A 12,860-nucleotide genomic window follows, 5' to 3' on the forward strand; every position below is an offset into this window, starting at 1 on the left:
GGTAGTGGTATGAGCGAGAAATTTGATCGACAAACTAGCTTTGGTTGGATGATAAATGTTGTCGCAGGTAGAGCGGAAAAAGTATTCGATGCTGAGCTGAAAAAGCATGGCTTAAGCGTGGCGCTATGGCCAACCATGATGTGTTTATGGGAAGAAGAAGGCGTGACACAGCGGGACATTGCCGCTAAGTCGAAAGTAGAAAACTCCACCACGACGCGCACGCTGGATAAACTAGAAAAGCTTGGTTTGGTGGAGAGACGCGCCGATCCAAATAGTCGCCGCTCTCACCGCATTTTCCTGACCGAACAAGGGCGAGCGCTTAAAGCGACGTTAATTCCTATCCCGGTGGCCGTGAATCAGCAGATGCTAAGTAGTCTCAATCAAGACGAACAGCAGCAGATGATCGCTTTACTGCAAAAAATGGTGGCAGCGATTTAGTCGTTATCTTATCCGTTTACCGAGTCATGTAAGTTTGCAAAACTCGGTTTGCTGACCAGTTTCGCCACACTGATGTGGTTGAGTACGGAATTAAATGGCGAGTGGCGCATAAAGTCGAGGGTCGGCTGCTGCGCACACTGCTCAAATAATTCGGGTAGACGGAACTCGACGTAATCTAGAGCGCAATGCAGGTAGAGTACCGCAAGTGTTGCCGCTGGTGCTTCTTCGCTCTGCTGTTTTTCTAGATGGTGGTTTAACTCTACCAATGCCCTTTGCACCGCGATGATTGCGCGTTGGTGCAGTTCATTGGGCAGTTCAATAAAGCGTCCTAAGGCAACGGATTTAAAACTGATCTCCATCAGCGTTTTCGCCATGCCAGTCATAACGGCTTCCCCCTCGTCTGCCATCTTTAGTGGCTGAACAGTTTGGGGTTGATAGCGGGCAATGAGGTAGTGGCAGATGGTTAAACTTTCGATGACGCAGTGACCACTATCTAACTCCAGTGCTGGGATCATACTAAACGGATTCACTTGCAAGAGTGCTTGCGGAGATGCCCATGGATCAACCCAGATTAATTCAAGTCTCTTTTCCTCCGTTAGCAGGGCGGTTGCCAGTGCAACGCGTGAAAAAGGAGAGGTATCATTTAAGTAGAGTTTCATTGGGCTTCCTTAATGACTGGGGTGACTAAAATAGGTCAGCACTGCGGCGAGCACGAGAGCGCACGTGCTGGTAATAAATAGTGGCTGGTAGTTAGTAATTTGGGGAGCAAGGTATGCGTACAAATAGCCGAACACGCCTTGAGATAAGGCAAACGCCATGGTGAGCATGCCCCATGCCTTGGTATTAAGTTCATAACCGACGCACTCAAGTGTATAAGCAGAGATGAGTGCCACCACGCCGGTAGTAAACAGACCAACCAGTAAAGATGACAGCATTAAACCCGCGAGATTAGTGGTGAGCGTTGGTAATAATACCCCAGTCGCTTTTAACAGGAATACGCTGCATAAGGCGAGTTTGAGATCCAGTTTATCGCCAATCGAGCCAACTAGTATGGGTCCTAACGCTGCACCAACGCCGAAAATTGCCCACATTGCCCCACCCAAGGTTAACGACCTATCAAGATCTCGCACGATAAAATCGACCCAAAACAGCGTATGTGGCAGATAACCTATGGCATCAAAAGCATAAGCACACACTAGCCGCCCAAGTGTTCTTTGCTGTGACTTAGATAGGGTATTAAGTTTGGCGGAGGAGGGGCTAAAACTCGAATTGGCTTCGGTTTTTTGCCAAGTAGACCAAGTCGCAAAGGTGGTGGCGAAGGTGATGGCGGCAAGGAGCAACCAAGCAGCAGATATGCTCTGTTGCAAAATGATTGGCAGCAAGCAACCGGCTAGCATGACACCAAGCCCAATGCCGGAGAATATAATGCCGCTGATACGCGCTTTGGTTTGCGGCGGATGTAAACGCACGATCAAAGGTGGAGCGAGGATCATCAGCATCGCACCGGTTAACCCTGCCATGGCTCGAAGTAGAAAATAGTAACTAAAGCTGATGTCTTGCAAAGCGCAGCCGAGAAAGCTCAAACTGCTGAGTAACATGGCTACGCGGATTAAGCTGACCGCTGTGAAGTAGTGCGTTAGATATTGGCACAGTGGGGCACCGAGAATATAACCGATAAGGGTAGCCGCACCTAAATAAGAGGCTTGCGCTTCATCGAACCATCCCGCATGAATTAAAGCTGGCATCATCGCAATGTAAGCAAAACGCCCAATGCCATTGCCTACTAAGGTTGCACTGAAACCTGCCATGGAATAGGCATTAAATAACTGTGGAAGAGAACGAGTTAAGTTAGGGTTGTGCACCTTGATTCCTTGCTTACACATCTAGGTGAATGTTGAAAGAGATGTTTGACGGCATCTCTTTCAGTTTGTCTTCAGCCCTAAGCTTCTCATTTTCGAGTGATATGCGCAGTTAGACTTTAGGTCAACAAGCCTCCGTTTTATTTCGCATTAGACGGTTTATTGGTAGCGATAAGGAGCGAGCTTTTTCTGATTAAACTCATCGATATCATGCCCAATCCAGATTTCGGCTTGCTTTTCTATTAGCAACTGCTCAACACGGGCAAAAGATGCTTTCGTTTGTTCAGGTTGGTTAAAAACAGGGATCGCTTTTTGAGCTCGGTTTTGGTGCGAGTGGTAGAGATCGCCACTGAGCACGATCGGTCCGTAGTTTGGCAGGTCAACATAGAGCGCTTGATGCCCCGGTGTATGTCCAGGTGCGGAAACAATCACGACAGACCCATCGCCAAAAACTTGATGGTCACCCTTAATGACTTCTACTGAGTCTTTAAGATTCTGATATTGGGTTAGGTCAAACCCTATCTTAGCAGAGATCTCTGCATCAAAGGCAACTTGGTGTTCATTCTCTTGGATTAGCCATTTAGCCGAGCTGAATTGGTTGGCGTTACCGGTATGGTCGGCGTGTAAGTGCGATAGCACGAGGTAGTCGATATCATTCGGCGCAATGTTCATTGCGGTTAGTTGCTCGTTAAGGGTGATAGGTAAAGTGAAATGAAAAGCGCCACCCATGACTTCCATTCCATCCGCGAGCTTGTTTAGTCCATCATTAAGACCGGTATCCCATAGCAATGTCCCTTTGGGATGCTGGATTAGATAGCAGCTATTGGCTGACTGGAGCGGATGCTCGTCAGAGACGTTTGGGTTAAACATACTAGGCTCGCGAGCTTCGATTCTGCCGCAATCGAGCACACTGATGGAAACATCCACTTTGCCATCACTATTAAAGTGATTAAATCCATTAGCCAATGCGGTAACGGGCAAAGCGAGGCTGAGTAAAAGTAGTCGATTGTTCATCAAGCTTATCTCCATTTTCTTGAAGTGACGTGTAAGTTGCCCCAGTCTAGGTAGTTTTAAGCGCAGCAAAAACGGCATAATTTGGACAGTGCATTCCAATAATGGGACGATAGTGTGAACTTTAACGACCTTCTGATCCTCAAAACCATTGCTGAGCGGGGGAGTTTTGTCTCTGCGGCAGAACATCTTGATTTACCCACCAGTACGGTCAGTCGACGTATTGCCGAGTTGGAAAAACACCTTGGAGTGAAGTTGATTCAACGCACTTCGCGTACCGTGCAGTTGAGTGAGTTAGGGCAACTATTGAACCAGCAAACAGCGCCGCATCTTGAGGGGTTAATTGACAGTGTGACCTTTCTACAGGATCAACAAGAGCACATCAGCGGCAAAATGGTGGTGGTTTCGCCCATTTTCCTTGGTTACTTTCGTCTCTCGGAATGGCTAGGGGAGTTTCAAGCGCGTTATCCAAACCTGGATCTTCATTATCGAATCAGTAACAGCATCGAAGACATTCATACTGAACAGGTTGATTTAGCGATTCGACCCGGACCGCTAAAAGATTCTGCTTTGGTCGCTAAGTTTCTCTATCAGCCTGAGATGCGTCTCTACGCCGGTCTTCCGTGGATAAATAACAACACCTTGCCCACCCAACCCGGTCAACTCAATGGCTTAAAGTCACTGACCGTGCCTTACTTTGCCAAAAGCTGGAATCTCTATAAAGGAACTCAACCCAGCAACAGTAAAGCCCATCAGGTGACAACGGATTATCGCACATACGCGAATGATTTTGGTCCGGTCGCTGAAGCTCTCGTGCATAACTCGGTAATCGGAGTTTTGCCAAGTGTGTTTGGTGATGAGCTCGTCAAGCAAGGGAAATTGGTGAAGCTGTTACCTGAGTACCAAGTTGAGCCACCGGGGCCCATATACGCCGTTTATCCTTCTAAACAGTTTTTGCCGCGTAAAACCCAGTTGTTAATTCGGTTTCTAGCGGAAAAGTTTGCTGCACTTTAGTGAAACGAGCAAATATAAACGATCCCAAATACAGAATGTTGGTTTTTACCTCGAGAAAATCATACGAGCAAACATCTATTATTTTGTATGGTTTGAGTCTAGCAGTTGGCACGACTTTGTATTAGTATTCGCGCCCCTTAAAACCATCTCTCTTAAAACACAGGTAATCTTGAGTGTTTAATTTTGAAATAAAGCGTTTGCTTCTTAGTGCTGTTGTTATTGCAGTGGCACTACTATCTGGGTGTTCTTCATCATATACAATGGTATCGGCAACACCACCTGAAAATTATCAAGTTCTTGGTAAGACTAAAGGAAGCGCGTCAGGTTCTCTTGGTCTACTGGCTACTGCTTACTATGTAGTTCCTATGGGCTTAAATAGCAGAATAGAACGTGCATACGATGATGCGATTGATCAAGTACCAGGTGCTACAGGTTTAATTGATGTTACATATACAGAATCATGGACATGGTGGTTACTCGGCACTGCTCGAACTGTTACAGTTGAAGGTACAGCGATTAAGGAGAAACTGTGATGAAAGCTCTAGTTAATGGCTGTAAAACTCTATGTATACTCGTTTTTCTGTTACTACAGGGATGTGTTAGCAATCCAGTTTATTTTGGCAACGTCCACAATATTGGGCAAGAACACTACGATATGGAGAAACCAAAGATGGTTTCGGCGTCTGCTAGTGGCTTCCAATTACTTCTATTTATTCCGATAAATATCAATGACAGACATGAACGTGCATTTAACGAAATTAAGTATCAAGCAGGTGACGGTTTAATTGGAAATATTCAAGTTAAAGAATCTTGGACATACGGTTTCGTTGGTACTCAGTATACAACGACTATTGTAGCTGATGTCTATCCACGTAAACCTCAAAGCATGGTTGCGAATTAAGCCAAAGTTAAAAATCTCCGATACTATTTCACATCTAAAATATTATATATGAAAAAAATCATCCTGATCTCTTTGCTAGCATTTACGACTATTGGGTGTTCAACGGTTCCTTTAGAACCACAGTCAGTAGAAAATGAAGTAGAAAAATTTAATACTACTCCGGACAAAGCAAATGTTTATATCTATCGTAATGCCGGAATTGGAACTGCACTCAAACGAATGATTTGGGTTGATGGGTGGTATTTAGGTACTACTGGACATAAAACTTATTTTTATACTCAGCTAGAGCCAGGTACTTACGATGTCTCTACTGAGAGTGAGTTTAGTCCAAACCATCTGTTGATTGATGTAGAAGCAGGTAAAAACTACTACATACAGCAAACAATCGAATTAGGTGTTTTCGTCGGTGGTTCAAAATTACGTCCAGTCCCAGAAGGCCAAGCCCAGGAACATATTGTTCCTTTAAGGCTCGCTAAACCTTATGTTCCAGAGTAACTCAAAGCTCTAAACGAAAACGCCCCAAGCGATTAGCTGTGGGCGTTTTTTGTAAAGACTTAAGGCACTTTGGTTTCAATATTTAATTGCCCCGCGAGACCGGCTTCTCGGTGCACCTTGAGCTGATTAAATTCTTCCGATGCAGTCATATCGAGCAGCGCTTGCCGAGAGGGGTATCTGACTATCACAAATGAATCCCAAAGCTCATCGACTTGCCCGAGGATCAATCCGGTCACTTCAGAATAGAACACCACCTCAGCACCATATTTCTCCAATACTTTGAGCATCGGCTGTCCATACAAATCGTACGCTTCTCTGCCGGTAAGGTTGGTTTTTCGACCATCCGCATATTCCGCTTGGTCGCGAAATTTAAAGAGATTAAGCAGGTGGATGGGACCACTCTCTGGCGCAGTTTGCAGTCTGTCCATCTGTTGTTCTGTTGGGTGTAATTGATTGAGCACTTCCATGTTATCTCTTGCCTGTCTGCTTGATATTGAATAACAGGTTAACATTTAATCAGCGTTCGTATGGCAGGATTAAATTCGATTTTTCAGTGGTCTATCGAAGGTTTGTTTGCTTCATAGTGGAAAGTTACTTGGGTATAAGTGATTAAAAATATTGAGACTTTCGTTGGTGATTTACGTACAAACCAAGCAGTAAACAGATAAATTAGTCACTACACTTACATTAGGCAGTCAAGCATTAGGCACTGGTGCATTAGGTAATGACGCATTAGGTAATGACTCAGTAGATGACGACAAACAAAGAGCCCAATATGACGACTTTGATTAACGCCGATTTTGACCAGCGAGTGGTTGTTCGCCCCAATGAGTACCAGTGGGTCGCCTCACCTATGGCTGGAGTGGAGCGGATGATGCTTGATCGAGTAGGTGACGAAATCGCGCGTGCCACGTCACTTGTTCGTTATACGCCAAACAGTAGGTTTTCCGCTCATATTCATGGCGGCGGTGAAGAGTTCTATGTCCTCGAGGGGGTATTTTCTGATGAACACGGTGACTATCCTGCGGGTAGTTACGTACGCAATCCGATTGGAACCGAGCACACGCCGCGCATTGGTGTGGATGGGGCAACCATCTTTGTTAAGTTGCATCAATTTAGCCAACAAGACGTTCAACCCGTCAACGTGAATACGCATCAACAGCTTTGGCGACAAGGATTAGTGGACGGGTTAGAGGTGATGCCGTTACACGAGTTTGAGTCAGAGCACGTTGCTTTGGTAAAATGGGCGCCGAATACTCAGTTTAACGCTCACCAACATTGGGGTGGTGAGGAGATCTTTGTGTTAGAAGGTGTTTTCTGTGATGAATTTGGAGAGTACCCCGCTGGCACTTGGATCCGTAGTCCGCATTTAAGTCAGCATAAGCCGTTTACTAAAGAGCGTGGCGCGCTGATTTATGTGAAAACTGGGCATTTGTGACTCTTGTAGTCATATGGGATGTATAGAGCAATATTTGTCGTGTTGATCGATTTATTTCATAAGTCGTTACATAACTCGCTCTATTTGTGCTTTACATCTGAGGCAAGGCAATCAACACTTGCCCCCGAACTTTAATAGCAGCCGAAATGGTAAAATAAGTAATAGTCTATGAATAACACGACCGCGAAAAAGTCGAATCCTCTGTTTGAGATCCTGTTTAACGTGTTTATCCCTTCATTCATTTTGATGAAGTTTAGTGGTGATGAACATCTAGGTACGGCAATGGCATTGGTTGTTGCTCTCATGTTCCCTATCGGCTACGGCGGTATGGATCTTATCCGCAACAAGAAGTTTAACTTTATCTCCGCGCTGGGTTTTGTCAGCGTGCTACTCACGGGTGGTATTGGTCTTCTAGAGCTGGATACACGTTGGCTAGCGCTGAAAGAAGCCTTGATCCCTGGTTTGATTGGTTTGGCGGTACTAGGCTCTACGTTTACCCGCTACCCACTGATGCAGAAGATGATCTTGAATGACACGGTACTGAATTTGGATCTGATTAGGCAGCGTTTGCAGCAGAATGGTAAAACTGAGCAGTTTGAGCGTTGTTTGATGTCGTCAAACTATCTGTTTGCGAGTACTTTCGCTTTTTCATCTGCGATGAACTACTTTCTAGCGACTTGGATTGTGACCAGCCCGGCGGGTACTGCTGAGTTTAATGAAGAGTTGGGTAAAATGACGTTATACAGTTACCCAGCGATTGCTATTCCGAGTATGTTGATGATGTTTGGTATTTTTTACTACATCTGGCGTCAAGTTCGTGCGATGACTTCGCTTGAAACTGAGCAAATCTTCCATACTAAATAGTCTCTATTCAGTTGCCAGTTAGTCTAACTGGCAACTCTTCTGTTGTTCCTATCTGCACTTGCTTTACGTCACTAATCACGAATTTTGCCACGTAACGTCTTGGTTTGACTCTTAATTCCTTTCGCTTTCAAACGTCTTTCTTTTGAACCGCGGGTTGGTCGGGTTGCTTTGCGTGCTTTTTGCACCACCATAGCCGCGCGTATCACTTCGGCTAGACGGTTTAATGCATCCTCTTTGTTTTGCTCTTGAGTGCGATATTGCTGCGCTTTAATCGTGATCACGCCTTCTTTTGAAATGCGTGAATCACTCAGCGCGAGTAGGCGCTCTTTGTAGAGGGCAGGGAGCGTAGAGTGCTTGATATCAAACTGCAGATGAATGGCACTGGAAACTTTGTTGACGTTTTGCCCACCCGAACCTTGCGCGCGGATCGCCGTCATTTGAATTTCCCAGTCACTGAGCGTGACACTATTTGATATTTTAAGCATGACCTTTCCCATAAAAACAAAGCCACAGCGTGGCTGTGGCTAAGTGTACACTAAGACTTATCGATTAAACCAATGTTGCTGCGGTTTGGTTGCCCATCGCGATAAGCGTATCTAGGATGCGCTCCCCATCCGCACGTAAGCCGTTGTGCTCATATTCATTGGTAATCCAAGCTTTAGCGTTTGGCATGGTGGCTAACGTTTCACGGCTATAATCCATCTCGACAAACATATCATCTGCATAAACCACGCAGCTTACCGGAACTTTGTTGTGCGCCAGCTGGATTGGGTCATAGAGCGCACCCCAGTCGGTTTTGTTGGCTAAGATTTCCGCCGCTTGTTGCAGTGGTTTTAGATTTTGGTATTGCTCAAACATCCACGGGAAAACCATTTCACCGGTAAACAGGAATGGCTGACCTTTTTGGTAGTTAAACTGGGCGTATTGATCGCGCACGCGATGAGCACTCCAATTGGAAGCGAAACCTTGGCAGTAGATAGATTCGTGCAAGATGGCGTAGATCGGGTTGGTTTGGAAACCTTGCTCTGCCAGCATGGCATTGAGAAACTCATAACGAAGCTGTTTTTGCCCCTCAATATCAACAAAAGCATTTTCTAGCCAGTAGTAGGTACTAATGAAGCTATCACTCATGCCGAAATTGATACCGATTTGTTGAAATTGCTCAACGGTAAAGCGCTGCCCGTTTGGCAAGAACTCTTCATGGTCGATTAGGTGATCGGCAATGGATTGGCAAAGATCTTGAGCATGTGGGAACTGAGCAAAGAACGCTTGGTTTTTATCGAGAGTGCGTTTGAAGGTCGCGTGATATACATCATCAGCATGGCGCGAAATGGAAGGTACACCACCGGTGATGTAACTACGCAGAATGCTTTGCGGGAACAGTGAAAGGTAGGTTAATGAACAAAAACCACCAAAGCTTTGACCTAATATCGCCCATTGCTTAACGCCGAACTGTTCACGGATCAGTTCGGCATCACGTACGATATTGTCAGCACGAAAATGGCTCAAATACTCCGCTTGCTGCTCGGGTGTTTTCGCTGCCAAGGTTTGGTGGCTAATCACAGAGCTATTGCCTGTACCGCGTTGGTCGAGTAGCAGTACGCGGTACTCTTGTAGTGCGCGTTTTACCCATCCGCTATTACCTGTTGGGCGCAGCGCAGGGAAGCCCGGACCGCCTTGAAAGAAGACTAGCCAAGGCTTTTGGCTTTGTTCATCACCTACCAAGCGAACTTCACGAGCAAAGATAGTGATCTCACCTTTATCCGACTGAGAGTAATCCAAAGGTGCTGAAAAATAATGGGGTAAGTAATGTAATCCATCATCGATAAATGCGTGTGCGTATTGCATGCTTTCTTCCTAAGCGGCGTATTAAATAACGTGACGGCTTAATGTTAGGTCATTGATTGATATATTGATATGGGGTTTGTCCTGTTTGCTGTTTAAAAAAGGCGATAAACGCACTGTCACTGGAAAACGCTAACTGATGAGCGACATCGGCAACAGTAAGCCCTTGTGAGAGATACTCAATGGACTTGAGTAGCCGCCATTGCTGACGCCAAGCTTGATAAGGCATACCTGTCTCACGACTAAAAATTCGGCTGATGGTTTTACTGCTGGCGGCGATTTGCTGGCTCAATTGGCTCAGTGATGGCGCATTGCTGGGGGTATCAACTGCTTGTAATTCATCAAGCCAAGTTTGCAAACGGGCATCCTTGGGAAGTGGCAAGAAGAGAGTTTGCGTTTTCGCTTGTTGCAGTTCTTCAATAAATAAATTTAGTGTATTGCTCATCTCATGAGATGGCTTGTCCCAAGCCCAAAATGACATTCGCTCGATTAATTCACGCAACAGCGGAGTGACTTCTATGATGCTGACATCGTCACCACCAATGTTGGCGTATTGTTCACTGAGATACAGTGATCGGTATTCAACTACATTGTTCATTCGCGCGCAGTGCAGGGTGTTCGCAGGAATCCATGCCGCTTTCGTCGGTGGCAATACACATTGCACCTCTGCGAGGGTAATCGTCATACACCCTTGTGGAGCGTAGAGCAGTTGACCTTTCTGATGTTGATGTAATCCCGAATCATGACGCCCAACACGGGCAGCGATACCAATCACCGGGTTGTCGAGATCATCGGGGGAAAATTGGGTGGTTTCGTCGATGAGCGCCATTTGTCCTGATCTTGATGTAATTAGTCTTAATCCTATTAATAGGACTTTAGCACATTTGGTTAGACTTCTCTGCGTGAATTAACGGAGAGAAGAAATGAAAACGAAATCTGCGATAGGGTTGATGGTATTACTGATGATGTTCCCCCAAATCGTTGAAACCATCTATAGTCCGGCGCTGCCTTATATTGCCAAGGGCTTTGACGTCTCAATGTCACAGGCTGGAATAACACTATCAATCTACTTTACCGCTTTTGCTGTAGGGGTGATGAGCTGGGGTGTAGTTGCTGACAAAATGGGTCGTCGACCTGCGATGTTATTGGGTTTGTTGGTGTATGGAGTAGCGGCTTTGGGCGCGGTTTATGCACAAAATTTTTATTGCTTGTTGGCAATGCGTGCTCTGAGTGCATTCGGTGCGGCGGTGGGCTCAGTTGTAACACAAACTATGTTGCGAGATACCTATGATCAAGAGGAGTTAAGTAAAGTCTTCTCTCTGATGGGAATCGGCATTGCGATTAGCCCTGCATTGGGACTACTGCTTGGTAGTGTGTTGGCGAGCCACTATGGTTATGACGGCGTGTTCAGTGCGCTCGCGATGCTTGCTGCGTTGTTGTTACTGCTCTCCTTTCGTTATTTACGCGAAAGCCAGCCTCAGCGTAGCGCAAATGTCACGACAAACACGCTGACCAAGTCAACCATGCTGATGTTAGCTAAACGTATGATTTTAGATGGCGAATTATGGCGCAGTGCATTGCTGATTTGTGGCTTTAACGTGATGCTGTTTAGTTATTATCTACATGGTCCATTTTTGTTTGCTCAGCTTGGGTTTAGCTCGATGCAATTCGGTTTGAGTGGACTCCTTCTTGCTGTCGCGACCTTTATTGGTAGCCAATTTAATCAACATCTTGCTAGACGCAGCATCACGGCGACTCAACGGGTTCAATTGGCTGCTGGGATTGCGTTGTTAGGAGGCGCAGGTGTTTACATGAATAGCCAATCCGTATGGTTTTTAGTGCCGATGATGCTGGTGGTGATTGGGTTTAGTCTTGCGATACCGAATATCTTAGCGGGTGCTTTAGCTACTTATAAACAGCAAGTTGGGTCGGCAGGGGCGCTATTTGGTTTAGGTTATTATCTTTTAATCGGCTGCGGCATGGCGCTGGCGGGGAAAAGTGCGAACTTAGGTGAGATATTGACGTTTTCTGCGCTGATCACTCTCTTAGTATCTTGGTTAAACCGGAGCAAGAGTCGGACGTCTATTGTGTAACAAACTAAGAAGTTAGACTGATTTTTGAATAAGAATTAGTCTATATTTTAACTTGTTACGTAATTGTTATTTTTGCTATGGTGGCTATTAATTAATCTGAATGGGGGAATGGATGGTGGATATTGCAGGATATCATCGAGGCATAATTCAGAAACGAACCGATTGGACGGAGCAGGTTTTTAGCCTGCGAGTCACTGGTGCGCCTCTACAGTTTAAAGCAGGGCAGTTTACAAAGCTGGCGCTACTGGATGAGGACGGTAATGTTATCTCGAGAGCTTACTCCTTGGTTAATGCCCCGCTGACTAGTAGCGATATGCTTGAATTTTTGATTGTCGCAGCACCCAATGGCAAGCTTAGCCCGAAGTTACAAAATCTTCGCGAAGGTGAGGGCATTTATGTCTCGCATTCCGCTCACGGAGATTTGATCTTTGAGACGATTCCGAAACAGACCAAAACATTGTGGCTCTTGTCGACAGGAACCGGAATTGGGCCATTTCTATCACTCTTAGATGATATTAGTTTTAGACCTAATAGCGAGAAAATCGTGCTGGTTCATGGTGTGAGGCAAGAGTCCGACTTGGTGTATCGTTACCTCATTGATCAGTTAGTACATGAGTATCAGGGGCGTTTAGCCTACCAACCTGTAGTGTCACGAGAAAAGGTAAATGATGCGCTGCATGGGCGTATTACGGATTTGATTTCGACGGGAGCCTTGATGGAGCAGTGCGAGGCGCAATTTGACGCTAGCCATAGCTTTGTGATGCTGTGTGGTAATCCTGAAATGATCAAGGATACCACTAAAGCGTTACAGCAACTCGGTTTGTCTAAGCATCGTCGCGCTGAGCCGGGAAATATTGTGTTTGAGCGCTATTGGTAGTCAACTGTCACTCTGGCGTGTCATT

General features: G+C 45.7%; 16 protein-coding genes. 9 read left to right on the forward strand and 7 right to left on the reverse strand.

The features are described 5' to 3' along the window. Positions 1-9 precede the first annotated feature (9 nt). On the forward strand, positions 10-438 hold the full coding sequence (locus tag IRQ95_RS10560; protein ID WP_123783830.1) for a MarR family winged helix-turn-helix transcriptional regulator: 429 nt from the start codon (positions 10-12) through the stop codon (positions 436-438). Positions 439-446: 8 nt separating this feature from the next. On the opposite strand, the gene IRQ95_RS10565 is transcribed toward IRQ95_RS10560, so the two are convergent. The 3 genes from IRQ95_RS10565 to IRQ95_RS10575 all read right to left on the reverse strand — a co-directional run bounded on the left by IRQ95_RS10565 (position 447) and on the right by IRQ95_RS10575 (position 3,311). Then, entirely contained in the window at positions 447-1,097 is a 651-nt protein-coding gene (locus IRQ95_RS10565; RefSeq protein WP_194436891.1) for a glutathione S-transferase N-terminal domain-containing protein, read from the reverse strand. A 9-nt stretch (positions 1,098-1,106) separates the two neighbouring features. After that, positions 1,107-2,246, reverse strand: a complete 1,140-nt coding sequence (locus tag IRQ95_RS10570) for a YbfB/YjiJ family MFS transporter (protein WP_228481374.1) — start codon at positions 2,244-2,246, stop codon at positions 1,107-1,109. A 210-nt stretch (positions 2,247-2,456) separates the two neighbouring features. After that, positions 2,457-3,311, reverse strand: coding sequence for an N-acyl homoserine lactonase family protein (locus IRQ95_RS10575; RefSeq protein ID WP_194436893.1), 855 nt, complete (start codon positions 3,309-3,311; stop codon positions 2,457-2,459). Between the two features lie 114 nt (positions 3,312-3,425). Between IRQ95_RS10575 and IRQ95_RS10580 the strand changes: the two genes are divergently transcribed. From IRQ95_RS10580 to IRQ95_RS10595, 4 genes are all read left to right on the forward strand, one after another. Beyond that, entirely contained in the window at positions 3,426-4,322 is an 897-nt protein-coding gene (locus IRQ95_RS10580; protein ID WP_194436894.1) for a LysR substrate-binding domain-containing protein, read from the forward strand. A gap of 224 nt (positions 4,323-4,546) precedes the next feature. Then, a complete protein-coding gene (locus tag IRQ95_RS10585; RefSeq protein ID WP_228481371.1) occupies positions 4,547-4,855 on the forward strand; it encodes a hypothetical protein in 309 nt (102 codons plus the stop codon). A gap of 137 nt (positions 4,856-4,992) precedes the next feature. Then, complete coding sequence (locus tag IRQ95_RS10590; RefSeq protein WP_194436895.1) at positions 4,993-5,223, forward strand: hypothetical protein; 231 nt, start codon at positions 4,993-4,995, stop codon at positions 5,221-5,223. A 48-nt stretch (positions 5,224-5,271) separates the two neighbouring features. Beyond that, entirely contained in the window at positions 5,272-5,718 is a 447-nt protein-coding gene (locus tag IRQ95_RS10595; protein WP_194436896.1) for a DUF2846 domain-containing protein, read from the forward strand. A gap of 59 nt (positions 5,719-5,777) precedes the next feature. Here the strand turns inward: IRQ95_RS10595 and IRQ95_RS10600 are convergent, their stop codons facing one another. Next, positions 5,778-6,146, reverse strand: a complete 369-nt coding sequence (locus tag IRQ95_RS10600) for a DUF1330 domain-containing protein (RefSeq protein WP_228481372.1) — start codon at positions 6,144-6,146, stop codon at positions 5,778-5,780. Between the two features lie 347 nt (positions 6,147-6,493). On the opposite strand from IRQ95_RS10600, the gene IRQ95_RS10605 reads away from it, so the two are divergent. Together IRQ95_RS10605 and IRQ95_RS10610 are read left to right on the forward strand one after the other, a co-directional pair. Continuing rightward, positions 6,494-7,156 (forward strand): cupin domain-containing protein, encoded by a 663-nt coding sequence (locus IRQ95_RS10605; protein WP_194436898.1) that lies wholly within the window; start codon positions 6,494-6,496, stop codon positions 7,154-7,156. Positions 7,157-7,324: 168 nt separating this feature from the next. Further along, positions 7,325-8,020: a VC0807 family protein gene (locus IRQ95_RS10610; protein ID WP_194436899.1), complete on the forward strand. Its 696-nt coding sequence runs from the start codon at positions 7,325-7,327 to the stop codon at positions 8,018-8,020. A gap of 71 nt (positions 8,021-8,091) precedes the next feature. Here the strand turns inward: IRQ95_RS10610 and arfB are convergent, their stop codons facing one another. From arfB to IRQ95_RS10625, 3 genes are all read right to left on the reverse strand, one after another. Next, positions 8,092-8,505 (reverse strand): alternative ribosome rescue aminoacyl-tRNA hydrolase ArfB, encoded by a 414-nt coding sequence (gene arfB, locus IRQ95_RS10615; RefSeq protein WP_194436900.1) that lies wholly within the window; start codon positions 8,503-8,505, stop codon positions 8,092-8,094. A gap of 64 nt (positions 8,506-8,569) precedes the next feature. Continuing rightward, complete coding sequence (locus IRQ95_RS10620; protein ID WP_194436901.1) at positions 8,570-9,868, reverse strand: alpha/beta fold hydrolase; 1,299 nt, start codon at positions 9,866-9,868, stop codon at positions 8,570-8,572. Positions 9,869-9,917: 49 nt separating this feature from the next. After that, positions 9,918-10,694, reverse strand: a complete 777-nt coding sequence (locus IRQ95_RS10625) for an AraC family transcriptional regulator (RefSeq protein ID WP_194436902.1) — start codon at positions 10,692-10,694, stop codon at positions 9,918-9,920. A gap of 94 nt (positions 10,695-10,788) precedes the next feature. On the opposite strand from IRQ95_RS10625, the gene IRQ95_RS10630 reads away from it, so the two are divergent. Both IRQ95_RS10630 and IRQ95_RS10635 read left to right on the forward strand, forming a co-directional pair. Continuing rightward, complete coding sequence (locus IRQ95_RS10630) at positions 10,789-11,958, forward strand: multidrug effflux MFS transporter (RefSeq protein ID WP_194436903.1); 1,170 nt, start codon at positions 10,789-10,791, stop codon at positions 11,956-11,958. A gap of 112 nt (positions 11,959-12,070) precedes the next feature. Further along, a complete protein-coding gene (locus IRQ95_RS10635) occupies positions 12,071-12,835 on the forward strand; it encodes a ferredoxin--NADP reductase (RefSeq protein WP_194436904.1) in 765 nt (254 codons plus the stop codon). Positions 12,836-12,860 lie beyond the last annotated feature (25 nt).

Source organism: Vibrio fluminensis, assembly GCF_015278125.1.
In the GTDB taxonomy this organism is placed as follows: domain Bacteria; phylum Pseudomonadota; class Gammaproteobacteria; order Enterobacterales; family Vibrionaceae; genus Vibrio; species Vibrio fluminensis.

Coding starts and splice junctions, on each gene's coding strand:
- IRQ95_RS10625 (WP_194436902.1), bottom strand. CDS start 10,694: ATGGCGCTCATCGACGAAACCACCCAATTTTCCCCCGATGATCTCGAC.
- IRQ95_RS10570 (WP_228481374.1), bottom strand. CDS start 2,246: ATGGCAGGTTTCAGTGCAACCTTAGTAGGCAATGGCATTGGGCGTTTT.
- IRQ95_RS10575 (WP_194436893.1), bottom strand. CDS start 3,311: ATGAACAATCGACTACTTTTACTCAGCCTCGCTTTGCCCGTTACCGCA.
- IRQ95_RS10595 (WP_194436896.1), top strand. CDS start 5,272: ATGAAAAAAATCATCCTGATCTCTTTGCTAGCATTTACGACTATTGGG.
- IRQ95_RS10590 (WP_194436895.1), top strand. CDS start 4,993: ATGGTTTCGGCGTCTGCTAGTGGCTTCCAATTACTTCTATTTATTCCG.
- IRQ95_RS10635 (WP_194436904.1), top strand. CDS start 12,071: ATGGTGGATATTGCAGGATATCATCGAGGCATAATTCAGAAACGAACC.
- IRQ95_RS10630 (WP_194436903.1), top strand. CDS start 10,789: ATGAAAACGAAATCTGCGATAGGGTTGATGGTATTACTGATGATGTTC.
- IRQ95_RS10565 (WP_194436891.1), bottom strand. CDS start 1,097: ATGAAACTCTACTTAAATGATACCTCTCCTTTTTCACGCGTTGCACTG.
- IRQ95_RS10620 (WP_194436901.1), bottom strand. CDS start 9,868: ATGCAATACGCACACGCATTTATCGATGATGGATTACATTACTTACCC.
- IRQ95_RS10605 (WP_194436898.1), top strand. CDS start 6,494: ATGACGACTTTGATTAACGCCGATTTTGACCAGCGAGTGGTTGTTCGC.
- IRQ95_RS10560 (WP_123783830.1), top strand. CDS start 10: ATGAGCGAGAAATTTGATCGACAAACTAGCTTTGGTTGGATGATAAAT.
- IRQ95_RS10610 (WP_194436899.1), top strand. CDS start 7,325: ATGAATAACACGACCGCGAAAAAGTCGAATCCTCTGTTTGAGATCCTG.
- IRQ95_RS10600 (WP_228481372.1), bottom strand. CDS start 6,146: ATGGACAGACTGCAAACTGCGCCAGAGAGTGGTCCCATCCACCTGCTT.
- arfB (WP_194436900.1), bottom strand. CDS start 8,505: ATGCTTAAAATATCAAATAGTGTCACGCTCAGTGACTGGGAAATTCAA.